We start from the raw sequence: 14,315 nt of genomic DNA on the forward strand, positions 1-14,315 counted from the left end.
TAGTCGTTATTATTGATCCAAATCAACAGAATTCATTTAGGTCAGACCTTCGTGCGAGATACGACGGCAGGTTCTGCGACTATTTCCCCACGAACAAAAATCCCACCGCGCCCATGATGCAGGCGAAGGCGGCGAGGTGGCGCCAGTGGAGCGGTTCACCCAGCACGGTCACCATGAAGCCGCCGAAGATGACCAGCGCGATCGCTTCCTGCGCGACCTTCAACTGCCCGGCGCTCCAGCCATGGGCATAGCCGATGCGGTTGGCGGGAACGGCAAAACAATATTCGACCAGCGCGATGCCCCAGCTGATCAGGATGACCAGCAGGATCGGCTTTTCCATCCCGCCCTTGAGGTGCCAATACCAGGCGATGGTCATGAAGACATTGGAGATGATCAGCAGGGCGATGGTCGGCATAGGGGCCTCTTTTGGGACGGGCGAACGCTTTGGCACCGCGCACGGCGGCGGCGCAAGCGATCGTGCAAAAAGACCGTTGCAAGCGCCAAATCCCTCGCCTATAGGCAGCGCTCCTTTGGGGCCTTAGCTCAGCTGGGAGAGCGCGTCGTTCGCAATGACGAGGTCAGCGGTTCGATCCCGCTAGGCTCCACCAACCCCTCCCTTTGGGGTTGCTCGAAGGACTTTACCGCCAGCGCCCCGCGCGCCTAAGGCGGTTTCATGACAGAATTGGAACAGCGCAGCCGTCCGGCTGCCACCGTCGTGATCGTGCGCGACCGGGCCGATGGGCCGCCGGATATATTGATGATGGAACGGGCCAGCACCATGGCCTTTGCCGCTGGCGCGCTGGTCTTTCCCGGCGGCGCGGTTGACGCCGACGATCATGACCTGGCCGCGCGGATCGATCACGGACTGGAGCAGGACGAGGCCGCCGCACGCATCGCCGCGATTCGCGAGACGATCGAGGAAGCGGGGCTGGGCGTGGGCTTGCAAGGCGCTGTGGACGCCGCCACCGTGCTGCGCCTGCGCGACGGCTTGCGCGAAGGCGTTGGCCTGGGGGCGTTGCTCGACCGGCATCGGCTGGAAGTCGCGTTCGATGCGCTGACGCCCTTTGCCCGCTGGCATCCCGCGCCCTTCGATCAGGCGACGCGGATCTTCGACACGCGCTTCTACATCGCCCGCGCGCCGGACGGACAGATGGCCACCGTCGATACGACCGAAAATGTAAAGCTGTTCTGGAGCGGCGCGGCGGCCACGCTGGCGCAATGCGATGCGGGGGAGGGGAAGGTGATCTATCCGACCCGGCGCAATCTGGAGCGGCTGGCCCTGTGCGCCAACCATGCTGACCTCGTCGCCCATGCGCGCGCCTATCCGGTCGAAAAAGTACGGCCCTGGCAGGAGGAGCGGGATGGCGAGCGGCATTTATGCATCCCCGATCATCTGGGATATCCGGTCACGTCGGAACCTATGCGCCGGGTCAGGCGTGCTTGAGCCATGCGCAAACTTCATGTGACCCTTCGCCGCCTCGTCCTGCTCGCTATCCTGCTGTTTCTCCTGCTGCTCGGCTATGCGCTGGTGCGGCAGCGGCCGCAGGACATGCCCTGGACTGAGCTGGACCTCAGCCAACCGATCGGCATGTTCACCGGGCGCAAGCTGACCGCGCTGACCGGCGATGCGACGCAATGCCGCGCGCTGCTCGACCGGGCGGGCGTCGATTATGTCGCGGTGCAGCCGGGTGGTGCGGACCAGTGCGCCTATGCCGATGCGGTGCGGCTGCGCGCGGAGAAAGACGCGATCGCGCTGGCCCCGGCGTCGGTCGCGCCGTCCTGCCCGGTCGTCGCCGCGCTCAAACTATGGGAGTGGCAGGTCGTCCAGCCCGCCGCCCAGCGCATCTATGGCCAGCCGGTGCGGTCCATGCGCCATCTGGGCAGCTATAGCTGCCGCCGCATGTATGGCCGCAGCGAAGGCGATTTCAGCGAACATGCGACCGCCGATGCACTCGACGTCGCCGGCTTCACCCTGGCCGACGGCCGCAGCATCAGCGTGCTGCGCGACTGGAAAGGTGAGGGCGAGGATGCGCAATTCCTGCGCGCCGTGCGCGACGGGGCGTGCGACCTGTTTTCGACCGTCCTGTCACCCGATTATAACGCCGCGCACCGCGACCATTTCCATCTCGACCAGGCCGAACGCGGCGCGACCGGATGGCGGGCGTGTCGATAAGCCTTAGCCCCGTTTACTGCCCAAACCCCGCATCCCGCGCCAACGCCACGGCTTCGCGCGCCGCCGCCAACAACGCCCCGCTCTTGGCCTCGCACTCGCGCTGTTCATAGTCGGGGTTCGAATCCGCGACGATGCCCGCACCCGCCTGCACATGCATCACGCCATCCTTCAACACGGCGGTACGCAGGACGATGCAACTGTCCATATTGCCGTCCGGCCCGAAATAGCCGACGCCGCCCGCATAAGCGCCGCGCGTTTCGGGTTCCAGTTCGGCGATGATCTCGCAAGCGCGCACCTTGGGCGCGCCGGACACGGTGCCCGCCGGAAAGCCAGCGAACAGGGCATCGAGCGCATCCTTCTCCGGCGCCAGGCGACCGACCACGTTGGACACGATATGCATCACATGGCTGTATAATTCGACGGTGTAGCTGTCGGTCACGGTCACGCTGCCAGCGGTAGCCACCCGGCCGACATCGTTGCGGCCAAGGTCGAGCAGCATCAGATGCTCAGCCCGCTCCTTGGGATCGGCGAGCAGGCTTTCGCGGTTGGCGGCATCCTCCACCGCATTCTTGCCGCGCGGGCGGGTGCCCGCGATCGGCCGGATCGTGACTTCGCCATCGCGCGCGCGGACCAGGATTTCGGGGCTGGAACCGATCAGCGCAAATCCCGGCAGGTCGAGATAATAGAGGAAGGGCGACGGATTGATCCGCCGCAGCGCGCGGTAAAGCGCGATCGGCGGCAGGGTGAAGGGGCTGGTGAAACGCTGTGCCAGCACGACCTGAAAAATATCGCCCGCAACGATATATTCTTTGGCGCGATCGACCATGGCGGCATAGCGGCCCGGCTCCAGCACCGGGGTCACCGCAACGTCGGCAATGTCGGCCGGGGCGGGGGCAGCCGGGATCGGCGCAGCCAGCCGCGCGGCGGTGGCCTCGATCCGCTCCAGCGCCTGCGCGATGGCGCGATCCGCGTCGGCAAAACTGCCCTTCCACACCGGCGCGACCAGATAGAGTTGGTCGGCCAAGCGATCGAAGATCAGGATGACGGTCGGCCGCACGAACAGCATGTCGGGCAGGTCGATCGGATTGGGGGCAGGGCGGGGCAGCTTCTCGACCAGGCCCACCGTCTCATAACCGAAATAGCCGACCAGGCAGGCCAGCGCCGCGGGCAGCGCGGGGTCCATCTCCGCCCGGCATTCGGCAACCAGATCGCGTAGCGCGTCGAGCGCGCCAGTCTCCAGCGGCGTGAAGGCGTCACGGTCGGTCGCCCAGTCGCGGTTGATCGCAGCGCTTTGACCATGCGCCCGAAACACCAGGTCGGGGGCCAGACCGATCAGGCTGTAGCGGCCACGCACCGCGCCGCCCTCGACCGATTCGAGCAGATAGTCGCCGCGATCGGCCTCGAACAATTTGAGCGCGGCGGAAATCGGCGTGTCGGTATCGGCAATCTGCCGCCGCCACACCAGCGCGGACTCGCCGCGCTCCAACGCCGCCCGCGCCGCTGCGTCGCCCCCGCCTGCGATCATCTTATTGGTCGCCGCTGGTGGTGGCGGCCAGCGCCCTGCGCACGCCTTCGACCGCATTGGCATTGCGCGTGACCTTCAGATGCTTTTCGACCGCGCGCTCGAACTGCTGGCCATATTCCTGGCCGATCACTTCGCCGAGCTGGTCGCGCATCTGCGCCATCAATTCGGGTTGATTCTTGGCATCGCCCCGTTCGATCGCGTTGAGCTGGACCACGAAATAGCCGCGATCCTGGCCGATCGGCAGCGTCTTGACCGTGTTCGCCGCCATCGAGAAGAGGATGGCGATTTCGGCCGGTGGGCGCTGCTCGCCGCGCATGATGTCGGCGCGCTTGCCACCCAGCGTCTGCGGCGCGGGCAGCTTGACGCCCGCCTGCGCGATCGCGTCGGCCAGCTTCATGCCCTTGGCCACCTTGGCGCGGATCTGTTCGGCTAACGCCTTGGCCTTATCGTTGCCGGCGTTCAGCTTATATTGCGCCTGCACGATCGGCTTGACCTTGGCCAGCGGCGGCGGCGCAGCGGCGACGATCTCGCCCGGCGCGATCAGCGCATAGCGCTTGTCCGGGGTGATCGGCACCATCTGCGCATCGTCGTCGGCGCTCATCGCGAAAGCGGGTGCCAGCAGCGGCTGCACGTCGGGCGCCACGACATAGGCCTGATCCTCGACCTGCTTGCCAGTGGCGAGCAGCAACGGGCTGGTTTCGAGCTTGAGGCCATTATCCTTGACCACTTCCTCGAACGTCCCGCCATCGGCGATCTGATCTTCCAGCTTGCCGGTAAAGTCGGCCAGCAATTGCTTTTCCTTCTGCGTGCGCAGGGTCGCGACGATTTCGTCGCGCACCGACGCCAGCGCGCGGGCAGGAATGTCCTTGACCGCCGTCACACGCAGCAACAGCCAGCCGAGCGGCCCGCGTACCGGACCAACCAGATCACCCTGCTTGGCGGCAAAGGCGGCATCGGCCGCAGCCTTGCCCGCCGTTGTGGTCAGTGCGGCGGGGGTCTGGTCGGCCAGCGTCGCGACCGCCAGGCCAGCGCCCTGCGCCGCGGCGGACAGCGACGCGCCGCCCTTCACCTTGTCGGCAATCGCCTTGGCCGCGGCTTCCGTCGGCAGCACCAACTGCTCGATCGTCCGGCTCTGCTTGGCGGCATAGGCCGCCTTGTTCTGGCTATAAGCGGCGGTGATTTCCGCATCGCTTGGCTGCGAGGCTTGCGCGAAACGCTCGGCATCGACCACGGCATAGCGGATGCGCCGCTGTTCGGGGATGGTGAAGCGATCGGCATTGCGCTTGTAGAAATCGGCCAGTTGCGCGTCGGTCGGGTCTTTATCGTCCAAGAAAGCCACCGCCGGGATCGCTGCAACCGTGCCCTGCCGCGCTTCCAGCAGCAACGAGGCATAGGGCAGGACCAGGCTGTCGGTCGGCCTAACGCCCATGCCGATCGGGGTCAGCAATTGCCGCTGCAGGATTTCGCGGCTGATATCGTCGCGCAGATCCTTTTCCGTCAGCCGCTCGCGCGCCAGCAGATTGCGGAAATTTTCCTGGCTGAAATTGCCCGCCGCGTCCTGAAACGCCGGGATTTGCGCGATCTGCGCATCGACCAGCCGCTTGGAGATATGCATGCCCTGCTCGTCGGCAAAAGCGCGCAGCGCCAGCGAAGCGACCAACTGGTCATAGACCTGCGCCGCGCCGCCCTGCGTGAAGAAATCGTTGATCTGAAGACCGGGGTCGGACCGGCGCGCATTGTCGAACACCCGCTGCACCCGCTCCTGCAATTCGGTTTCGGTCAGCTTGTAGCCGTTGGCCTTCGCCGCCGTGCCGCCACCGCCAAAGCTGGTGCCAAACTGGCCGCTCGACAGGTCGCCCAGGATGAAGGCAGCGGCGATCGTCCCTAAGAATAGCAGCGCGAACACTGCCCCGAACCGGGATTTGATGAAGCGGCGAAAGACAGAAAGCATGAAAATATCCGAACTGCGGCGGGATGGCGGCCCGCTTTAAGGGCGGATGCGCGCTGCGGCAAGGCTTGCACTGGACAAATGCGCGAGCGCCGTTCATCGCCTCTGGCCAGTCCATGTCCCTTCCGATGGAGGCGTGACGCCACACAGGCGCGCGGCGGAGGGGGCGGGGCGACGTGCAGCAATAAAGAATAAGGGGAATAGACGATGGGCAGGCGCAAGCTGGTTGTCGGCAACTGGAAAATGAACGGGATGCAGGCTGCGTTGGACGAGGTCGCCGCCATCGGCGCGCGCGCGGCGCAGCATCCAGCGGTAGAGGTCGGCCTCTGCCTGCCCGCCACGCTGATCGCGGCGGCGGACGCACGCAAGGGCGGTGCCTTCATCGGCGCGCAGGATTGCCACATGCAGGCAAGCGGCGCGCATACCGGCTGCCTGTCGGCGGCGATGCTGGCCGAAGCGGGGGCCAGCTGGACCATCGTCGGCCATAGCGAGCGGCGGCAGGACCAAGGCGAAACCGATAGCGATGTCGCGGCCAAGGCGCTGGCGGCCAAGGCTGCGGGCCTGGGCGTCATCCTGTGCGTTGGCGAAAGCCTGGACGTGCGTGACGCGGGCAACGCCGAAGCGCTGGTGTCGGCGCAACTGCTCGCCTCCTTGCCCGATGGCGCAGCGGCGGACTGGCTTGCCATCGCCTATGAACCCATCTGGGCGATCGGCACCGGCCGCATCCCGACGATGGAGGCCGTAGCGACCATGCACGCCGCCTTGCGCGCCGCGCTGGCAAGCCGGATCGGCGACGAAGCGCAAGGCATGCGCATATTGTACGGCGGGTCGATGAATGGCGACAATGCCGCCGAACTGATGGCCATCGCCGATGTCGATGGCGGCCTGGTCGGCGGCGCCAGCCTGACCGCCGAAAAATTCGCACCCATCATCACGGCGGCGGATGGGGTGGTGGACTGACGAAAAAAATCCTCCCCTGCAAGGTTCAACAGAGGCACGTGACTCTGTTGAAGGGGACCGGCGAAGCCGGTGGAGGGGTGTAACCCCATCGATAGCGTGACACCCCTCCGTCAGGGCTACGCCCTGCCACCTCCCCTGCAAGGAGATGCCTTCGAGAATATACAAGGCCTTTCACCCCCCCCTCGTCAAACGCCGACGATATTGTATAGCCCATCCCCTGTTCCCAAGCGGAGAATGCCGTGATTACTGTCCAGCGGGTGGCCAAGGCCGTCGGCAAGCATCTGACCCGAACCGCGCTCCAGGCGCGCAAAGCTGCGGGCGCGCGGCGCAAGCGCGGCTGTCCCGCCTGTGGCGCGACCGTGGTGGGCTTCTTCCGCTATGGCGACAATGGCGAATGGGGCTGCCCCGAATGTGGCGCATCGCCGCGCGAACGGTTGATGAACTGGCTGATCGCCAATGGCCGCCTGACCGTGCCAACCGAAGGCGCGATCCTGCATATGGCGCCCAATGAAGCCAGCCTCGTCCGCCGGTTCGCCGCCGCCGCTTATTATATGCCCGCCGATCTCGATCCGTCGCGCTACACGGTCCCCAACATGGCGCAAATCGACCTGATGGAACTGGCCGTCACCGACCGCTACGACCTGTTCTACGCCAGCCATGTGATGGAGCATGTGCCCGACGACATGGCGGTGCTGCGCAACATCTACCGCGCCTTGAAGCCGGGCGGCGAAGCCTGGCTGATCGTGCCGCTGTGGACCAAGCCGACCGAGGATGGCAGTTTCGACATCCCGCCACGCGAACGCGAGCGCCGCTTTGGCCAATGGGATCATGTGCGCCAATATGGCCCCGATATCGCCGACCGCATCCGCGCGGCGGGCTTCGACCTGGAAGAAATCGACGCCAGCAGCATCGACGTTGCCGCGCGCCATTATTATGCGCTGGACGACCGGCTGTTCCGCGCCCGCAAGCCCGGCGGAGCCGCGACGCGGTGAGCATCCTCGCGCGGATGGAGGCATCCGCCCGCATCCTCGCGCTGGTCAAGCTGGCCAATGTCGGCCTCGTGCTGATCTGGGGCTTTGCCGTCACCTTCGTCTTCGTCCGCGTCCTGCCGCTGGCCGAATTTCAGGCGTTCCTGCTGCTGGTCGCGTTCGGCAACTTCACCATTTCGGCTGAGTTCGGCCTGACCAGCATCATCTACGCCCGGTTGCGGCGGCACTGGCTGGGTGGGGATCAGGCGGACGGCGGTTTCCGGCTGGAGGAAATGGGGGTGCTGTTCCTGTTCCTTGGCCTCATCATGCTGGGCGGGACGGCGATCCTGATCGCGGCGCTGACGCTCGGCTGGTTCGACACGGCGATGCCACTGCTCTTCCTGCTCTTCTTCCTGTCGGCCTGCCTCAATCTTCCCGCCTTGCTGGCCAAGCGCGCCTTGGCGGCAGTGGACGGCAATTTCCTGTGGGAAGCGCTCGATTGCGGACGGCGGGTGCTGACGATCGCGCTGTTGCTGGCGATCCTCTTGGGCATGGACCCGCGCCTGTCGATCGCGCTGCAACTGGCGGTCAGCCTGCTCGTCATCGGCTGGGCCATCGCCCATGTCCACCAGCGCTTGGAGATGAACACTCGCCACTGGCTGGCCTTCCGCGTCGGCGGCGGCCATGTCCGCGCCCATTATCTGCGTGACATCGGCGCATCGGCCGCGTTCACAGCATCCGACATCATCGCCTATAATGCGCCCTATTTCACCATCGCCATGGCGACGTCCGACGCCCGCCCGATGCTGATCTTCGACTTTTTCTTCAAAATGTCGCGTGCCCTTTCGATGCTGGTCCGCGCCGTCGTGGAGGCCGCCTTGCCCCGCATTACACGCGCCTATCATGCCGGGGACCGCGCAAGGCTGCGCCAGCTGCTCGCCCGCTCGCTTGGCGCGGGGCTAGTCTTCGCCCTCCTGCTCTCTGCCCTGTTGCTGAGCGTCGGCGACTGGCTCTTCACCACGCTGTTCGACGGTCGTGCCACGATCGACCGGACGGAACTCGCCCTGATCGTCGCAGCCTTGGCGGCGCTCACGATCATCTGCGTCTCGGTCTACGCCCAAGGCGCGCTCGGCCGATTCCCGACCCTGCTGCATCGCTCGCTGCCCTTCCTCGCCGGATCGCTCGCCAGCGCGCCCCTTGCCCTCGCCATTGCACCTCAAGGCTTCGACCTCACCTTCCTTGGCCTCTACACGCTGACCCTCACCGGCGCGGCCATCCTGCATCTGCTCTCGCTCCAAAGGCTGGCGCGGATATGAAGGTCGCGATGCTCGATCCATCGCTCTTCACCGGGCGCTATGACGACAGCCTCTGCGCCGCGCTGGCGGGGCAAGGCGCGCAAGTCACGCTGCTCGGCCGCCCGATGCGCGCCACCGATGCGATAGTGCCGCACGGCTATGCCTACGCCCCCCATTTCTTCCGCCGAAGCGAAGCTTTGCGCGACCGGCTGGGCGAAGGCCGCGCCTTTCGCCTGGCAAAGGCCGCAGAATATGGCCTGACTTGCGCGCTGGGCGACCTCACGCCGCTCCTTGCCGCCGATATAGCCCACATCCAATGGCTGCCCCTTGCTCCCGCAGACCGTCTGATGTTGAAGCGGCTCAAAGGGCGCACTGCTTTGGTCCACACCGTCCACAATGCCGACGCCTATCATGCCGATGCCGGGCTGCAGGGCCGGGGCTATCGCGCTCTGCTGGATAGTATGGATGCGCTGATCGTCCATGGCGACACGACCCGCGCCGCCCTGATCGCGCAGGGCATCGACCCCGCCCGCATCCATATCACCCCGCACCCGCCGATGCGGCTGGCAGCCGCCAGCGCCGCCGACCTCGCCGCCGTCTCTGCCTCCACGAAACCCCGCCTGCTCTTCTTCGGCACGATCCGCCCCTATAAGGGCGTCGATCTCGCGATAGAGGCCTGCCTCTCGCTCTGGCGCGACGGCCATGACTTCGACCTCATGCTCGCGGGCAAGCCCTTCATGGACGTCGCGCCGCTTCTCGCGCAGGTTGCGCAAGCAGGTTTTGCCGACCGGCTGCTGACCGATTTCGGCTTCCTGACCGAAGGCAGCCTCGACGCGCATATGGCCCGCGCCGACATCATGGTCTTTCCCTATCGCCATATCGATTCAAGCGGTGCCTTCCTCTCGGCGCTCCATCATGGCAAGGCGATGGTCACGTCCGACGCGGGCATGTTCGGGCGATTGCCTGACGGCGTGGCAGTCAAGGCACCTGCGGGCAATGTCCCCGCTTTGGCCGCCAGCCTCTTGCCGCTGGTGCAAAGCGCCGCCATCAGGCAGGAACAGGGCGAGGCGTCGCGCGCCTATGGGGACAATATGGGAAGCTGGAACGACATGGCGGTGGCGACGATGAATATCTATCAAACCATGCTGGCCGCGCGCGCATGAACCGCTATTGGCGCGAATTGTCCGACCGCAGGCTGGCGGTGCGTCTGGCGCTGGCCGGGCGGGTGCATCAATATCCCGAAATCCAGGCGCTCAGGCGCTTCCTGTCCACCTTCGCGGTCGATTGCCTGTTCGACGTCGGTGCCAATCGCGGCCAATATGCCACGATGCTGCGCAAGGATGCCGGCTATAAGGGACTGATCCTCTCCTTCGAGCCGAACCCCGATGTATTCGCCGAGTTGCAGCGCCATGCCGCGTCCGACCGCCATTGGCATGTCTTCAACATGGCGCTCTCCGACTTTGACGGCACCGCCAGCTTCAACATCATGGCCGCCGATCAATTCTCCTCGCTCAAAGCTCCGTCCGACGAACAGGATGCCATCTTCGCCGATCGCAACAAGGTGACCAAGACGGTCGAGATGCAATGCTGCCGTCTCGACTCTGTGCTGCCTGATCTGCAGGCGCAGCATGGCTTTGCTCGTCCGTTCCTGAAGATGGACACGCAGGGCCACGACCTGTCGGTGTGCGAAGGCGCGGGCGATGCGCTGGCGCAGATGCTGGGCATCCAGACCGAACTCGGCGTCCGCCCCATTTATGAAGGCGGCACCGGCTATCGCGCGATGATCGACTGGCTCGAAACCCGCGCCTTCGTGCCCTCCGCCTTCTTCGCCAATAATAAGGGCCATTTCCCGCTGCTGGTCGAAATGGACGGCATCTTCGTCAACCGGACGCTGGTCGCGGCGTGACCGGGGGCGGGGCGACCAGCTTCGTGAGCGCGCGCCGCCTGTTCCTGGCCGGCGCGATCGGCCTGACGCTCTGGCTGGGTGCGACTTTCGTCTGGCATGTCACCTGGAGGCAGGGGATCAGCCTGCCGGTCATCCTGTTCCTCGATCAGGATTTCCCGCTCCTCATTGGCTCGCTGCTGCTGCTGGCGCTGGCCGCGCCCTTTGCGGAAGGGAAGGGCATCCGCCTGCCGCGCCCGACCGCGCGCATCATCGTGCCTCTTGTCCTGCTTATGGGGCTGGCGGCTTGGGCGGGCCATTATGCCCTGTTCCAAAATTACGCCATTTCCCGTGACGAGGAGGTCGCGCGTTTCGCCGCCGCCTATATGCGCGAAGGGCTGTTCGCCCGGCCAATCCCGGTCGAATGGGAACCCTATCGCCGGGCGATCATGCCCGAATTCTTCTCCCCCTTCGGCGCGGCGGATTATTGGACGGCGGCCTATCTGCCGGTGAACAGCGCGATCCAGGCCTTGTTCTGGCAATTGGGCGATCCCAATCTGGCGGGACCAGTGCTGCTGATGGCCGGGCTGCTTGCGCTATGGCGGGTGGCGCTGCGGCTGATGCCCGGTCGCCCGGACGCGGTGTGGGTCACGGTGCTGCTTGGCTGTTCGTCCAGCCAGCTCTGGATCACGGCGATGACGCCCTATGCCATGACCGGCCATTTCGCGCTCAACATGATCTGGCTCGCGCTGATACTGCGCGGCGGCGTGATCGGCCATGGCAGCGCGGGTGTAGTCGCATTGGTCGCGGCGGGGCTGCACCAATGGCATTTTCCACCGCTGTTCATCGCGCCCTTCATCCTGTGGATGCTGCTCGCCCGCCGCTGGACGGTTGCGGCCTTCCACGCGCTGACGCTAGTGGCGATCGTCATCGTCTGGGCCAAGCTCTGGCCCGAATTTCTGCTCCATGCGCTGGGCGCTCCCGCAGATGTGCGTCCCTCCGCCGGAGTCGCCGACAAGGTTGGCAGCCTGTTCCAGCGGCTCGGCGACCGCTGGCAGCCACTCGTCAATTTGAGCCGCTACATCGCCTGGAACGACATATTGATGGTGCCGCTGGCGGTGCTGGGCATGGCCGCGATGCGCTGGCGCGCGATGTTCCGGGGGCAGGAGATCGCGCTACCGCTGGCACTCGGCTGCTTCGCGGGCTGCATGCTGGCGCTGGCGCAGGGCTATGGCTGGGGCTTCCGCTACGCCCATGGCTTCATCGGCCCCTTCTGCCTGCTCGCTGGCCTCGGCTGGGCGCGGTTCCGCCCGCAGGACGCGCTGCGCCCGCTGGTCATCGGCCTGTGCATCACCGCACTAGGCAGCATTTTCCTCGTCTGGCGCACCCACGCCTTCGTCGCCCCCTATGCAGCGAGCCACCGACTGATCGATTCGAGCCAAGCCGATGTGGTGCTGATCGATCCGCGTGGCGGGCTCTACGTCACGGATCTGGTGCGCGGCCGCAACGGCGTGCCGGGCAAGCCGATGGTCATGAACTTGGGCATGTTGACGCTCGATCAGGTCGACGAACTCTGCAAATCCTATGTCGTCGAACTGTTCGACCGCGCGGAATTTCGCCCGTTGGGCGTGCCACTCGCGCGCTGGAATATCAGCCGCATGGACACGCTGCGCGCGCATATGAAGGAAGCGGGCTGCGATAAACCAGTCCAGCCGCCACTCCCTGAAACCTTCGAAGACGCGCTGAACGCCGCCGACAACGCGATGTGAAAGGGCTTATTGCCCCTTCACATGCACCCGCTTGCCGCCGATCCAGGTTTCCAGCACCTGCGTCCCCCGAATGTCCGCAGGCCGTGCGGTGGAAATATCCCGGTCGATCAGCAGGAAGTCCGCCCGCTGTCCCGGCACGAGACTGCCAAACCGCTTTTCGGCAAAACCGGCAAAGGCCGCCTGACGCGTAAAGCCATCAAGCGCCGCGTCGAACCCGACTCGCTGCGTCGGCATCCACCCGCCCATTGGTTCGCCCTTGGCATCCTCGCGGCTCATGGCGACGGCGATGCCGGCAAAGGGATTGGGACTTTCCACCGGCACGTCAGACCCGAACGCCAAAGGCACGCGATTGTCGAGCATCGCCTTCCACGCATAGGCACCGCCCAGCCGCGCTTCGCCCATGCGGGTCGTCGCCATGCGCCAGTCTGACGCTTCATGCACCGGCTGCATCGACGCGACGATGCCGAACTGGGCAAAGCGCGGCAAATCGGCCGGACTGACGATCTGCGCATGTTCGATCCGCCAGCGCCGGTCGCCCTTATAGGTTTCCGACAATTCCTGAATCGCATCCAATATTTCGCTATTGGCCGCGTCGCCGATCGCATGGGTGGCGATCTGGAAATTGTCCATCGCCGCGCGGCTCATCACATTCCGCAACTGCGTTGCCGAAATCATCGGCAGGCCGCGCTGCCCCGGCGCATCGGCATAGTCGGCCTTCAGCCACGCGCCGCGTGATCCCAGCGCACCGTCCAGCACCAGCTTGATCCCGCCCAGCCGCAGCCGGTCGTCATAAAGCCATTGCGTCGGTTCCGGCCCGGCGATCAGCGTCATATTGTCGAGGCCTGCCGCATAGGCCATGATCCGCACCCGCAGCGCCCCGCGATCGGCCGAGCGGCGGAACGCCTGCCAGTCCTCGATGCTCGTGCCCATGTCGGCAATGCCAGTGACGCCCATCGCCAGCAAAGCGCGCTGCGCCTTTTCCAATGCGATGTCCCGATCCTTGGGCGCAGGCGCAGGCACGACCTTCTCGATCAGCGCCATCGCCTGATCCACGAACACGCCCGCAGGCTTGCCCGCGGCCATCTCGATCCGGCCTCCGATGGGCGATTTGGTCGCAGCCGTCACGCCCGCTGCGCGGATCGCGGCGCTATTGGCCCAGCCCGCATGGCCATCGACACGCGAGAGCCATACCGGAATATCACCGACCGCCGCATCCAATTCGGCGGCCGTCGGAAAGCGGCCCAAGCCCCATTGTTCCTGGTTCCAGCCCGTCCCGATAATCCATTTGCGCCCCGGACTGGCTTGCGCATAGGCGCGGATCTTCGCCTGCGCCTCTTCCAGCGACTTTGTATCCGACAGGTCGAGCGTGATGAGCGAGAGGCCAAGGCTCATGACATGGCCATGCGCATCGATCATGCCGGGCACCAATGTCTTGCCACCCGCATCCAGCTTGAACGACAGCCCCTTGGGCGGCTGCGGCCAGGGCTGGCCGCGCTTGGGTTTTTTGGGCTTCTTATATTCCGGTTCCTGATAGCGGCCCGAAATCAGCCTCTCGACCTTGCCCTCATCATCGATCAACAGCGCGCCAAAGCGCACGACCTTGCCACTGGGATCGACCGCAATGCCATTCACATTGTCGATCACCCCGGATGCGAAAGCGGGGACGGGGAGGGCAGCGATCAGCCCCAGACCCAACATCCCAAAGCCGTTCGCCCTGAGCCTGTCGAAGGGCCTTTTCTTCTTCGTCTGGAGTGTGGAAAAATGAGAGGCTTCGACAAGCTCAGCCCGAACGGAG

The 14,315-nt window shown here is 65.4% G+C and carries 12 protein-coding genes and 1 tRNA gene; 9 read left to right on the forward strand and 4 right to left on the reverse strand.

Annotated features, from left to right (window positions below; genetic code table 11):
- Positions 1-79: 79 nt before the first annotated feature.
- Entirely contained in the window at positions 80-415 is a 336-nt protein-coding gene (locus OVY48_RS17950) for a DMT family protein (protein WP_037476486.1), read from the reverse strand.
- Positions 416-532: 117 nt separating this feature from the next.
- Between OVY48_RS17950 and OVY48_RS17955 the strand changes: the two genes are divergently transcribed.
- The 3 genes from OVY48_RS17955 to OVY48_RS17965 all read left to right on the forward strand — a co-directional run bounded on the left by OVY48_RS17955 (position 533) and on the right by OVY48_RS17965 (position 2,173).
- Positions 533-608, forward strand: a tRNA-Ala gene (locus OVY48_RS17955).
- Positions 609-673: 65 nt separating this feature from the next.
- Positions 674-1,444 (forward strand): NUDIX domain-containing protein, encoded by a 771-nt coding sequence (locus OVY48_RS17960; RefSeq protein WP_313923841.1) that lies wholly within the window; start codon positions 674-676, stop codon positions 1,442-1,444.
- A 3-nt stretch (positions 1,445-1,447) separates the two neighbouring features.
- A complete protein-coding gene (locus OVY48_RS17965) occupies positions 1,448-2,173 on the forward strand; it encodes an extensin family protein (protein ID WP_313923842.1) in 726 nt (241 codons plus the stop codon).
- A 13-nt stretch (positions 2,174-2,186) separates the two neighbouring features.
- Here OVY48_RS17965 and trpE read toward each other — a convergent pair whose 3' ends face one another.
- Positions 2,187-3,698 (reverse strand): anthranilate synthase component I, encoded by a 1,512-nt coding sequence (gene trpE / locus OVY48_RS17970; RefSeq protein WP_313923843.1) that lies wholly within the window; start codon positions 3,696-3,698, stop codon positions 2,187-2,189.
- 1 nt (position 3,699) lies between these two features.
- On the reverse strand, positions 3,700-5,649 hold the full coding sequence (locus OVY48_RS17975) for a SurA N-terminal domain-containing protein (protein ID WP_313923844.1): 1,950 nt from the start codon (positions 5,647-5,649) through the stop codon (positions 3,700-3,702).
- Between the two features lie 204 nt (positions 5,650-5,853).
- On the opposite strand from OVY48_RS17975, the gene tpiA reads away from it, so the two are divergent.
- The 6 genes from tpiA (at position 5,854) to OVY48_RS18005 (ending at position 12,520) form a co-directional block, all read left to right on the forward strand.
- Positions 5,854-6,606, forward strand: coding sequence for a triose-phosphate isomerase (gene tpiA / locus OVY48_RS17980; protein WP_313923845.1), 753 nt, complete (start codon positions 5,854-5,856; stop codon positions 6,604-6,606).
- Positions 6,607-6,845: 239 nt separating this feature from the next.
- Positions 6,846-7,598: a methyltransferase domain-containing protein gene (locus tag OVY48_RS17985; RefSeq protein WP_313923846.1), complete on the forward strand. Its 753-nt coding sequence runs from the start codon at positions 6,846-6,848 to the stop codon at positions 7,596-7,598.
- A gap of 14 nt (positions 7,599-7,612) precedes the next feature.
- Positions 7,613-8,890, forward strand: a complete 1,278-nt coding sequence (locus OVY48_RS17990) for a hypothetical protein (RefSeq protein ID WP_313924837.1) — start codon at positions 7,613-7,615, stop codon at positions 8,888-8,890.
- Complete coding sequence (locus OVY48_RS17995; RefSeq protein WP_313923847.1) at positions 8,887-10,032, forward strand: glycosyltransferase family 4 protein; 1,146 nt, start codon at positions 8,887-8,889, stop codon at positions 10,030-10,032. Before OVY48_RS17990 ends, OVY48_RS17995 begins: the two co-directional genes overlap by 4 nt.
- Positions 10,029-10,775, forward strand: a complete 747-nt coding sequence (locus OVY48_RS18000; protein ID WP_313923848.1) for an FkbM family methyltransferase — start codon at positions 10,029-10,031, stop codon at positions 10,773-10,775. Before OVY48_RS17995 ends, OVY48_RS18000 begins: the two co-directional genes overlap by 4 nt.
- A 23-nt stretch (positions 10,776-10,798) precedes the next feature.
- Positions 10,799-12,520: an MFS transporter gene (locus OVY48_RS18005; protein ID WP_313923849.1), complete on the forward strand. Its 1,722-nt coding sequence runs from the start codon at positions 10,799-10,801 to the stop codon at positions 12,518-12,520.
- 6 nt (positions 12,521-12,526) lie between these two features.
- Here the strand turns inward: OVY48_RS18005 and OVY48_RS18010 are convergent, their stop codons facing one another.
- Positions 12,527-14,218: an amidohydrolase gene (locus OVY48_RS18010; protein WP_313923850.1), complete on the reverse strand. Its 1,692-nt coding sequence runs from the start codon at positions 14,216-14,218 to the stop codon at positions 12,527-12,529.
- Positions 14,219-14,315 lie beyond the last annotated feature (97 nt).

Origin of the sequence: Sphingobium sp. SA2, from assembly GCF_032227065.1 — a bacterium.
Lineage (GTDB): Bacteria > Pseudomonadota > Alphaproteobacteria > Sphingomonadales > Sphingomonadaceae > Sphingobium.

What these genes read in the sequence shown, in the direction of transcription:
- OVY48_RS18010 (WP_313923850.1), bottom strand. Translation starts at nt 14,218, where the DNA reads ATGTTGGGTCTGGGGCTGATCGCTGCCCTCCCCGTCCCCGCTTTCGCA.
- OVY48_RS17965 (WP_313923842.1), top strand. Translation starts at nt 1,448, where the DNA reads ATGCGCAAACTTCATGTGACCCTTCGCCGCCTCGTCCTGCTCGCTATC.
- OVY48_RS17990 (WP_313924837.1), top strand. Translation starts at nt 7,613, where the DNA reads ATGGAGGCATCCGCCCGCATCCTCGCGCTGGTCAAGCTGGCCAATGTC.
- OVY48_RS17975 (WP_313923844.1), bottom strand. Translation starts at nt 5,649, where the DNA reads ATGCTTTCTGTCTTTCGCCGCTTCATCAAATCCCGGTTCGGGGCAGTG.
- OVY48_RS17950 (WP_037476486.1), bottom strand. Translation starts at nt 415, where the DNA reads ATGCCGACCATCGCCCTGCTGATCATCTCCAATGTCTTCATGACCATC.
- OVY48_RS18000 (WP_313923848.1), top strand. Translation starts at nt 10,029, where the DNA reads ATGAACCGCTATTGGCGCGAATTGTCCGACCGCAGGCTGGCGGTGCGT.
- OVY48_RS17995 (WP_313923847.1), top strand. Translation starts at nt 8,887, where the DNA reads ATGAAGGTCGCGATGCTCGATCCATCGCTCTTCACCGGGCGCTATGAC.
- tpiA (WP_313923845.1), top strand. Translation starts at nt 5,854, where the DNA reads ATGGGCAGGCGCAAGCTGGTTGTCGGCAACTGGAAAATGAACGGGATG.
- OVY48_RS17960 (WP_313923841.1), top strand. Translation starts at nt 674, where the DNA reads ATGACAGAATTGGAACAGCGCAGCCGTCCGGCTGCCACCGTCGTGATC.
- trpE (WP_313923843.1), bottom strand. Translation starts at nt 3,698, where the DNA reads ATGATCGCAGGCGGGGGCGACGCAGCGGCGCGGGCGGCGTTGGAGCGC.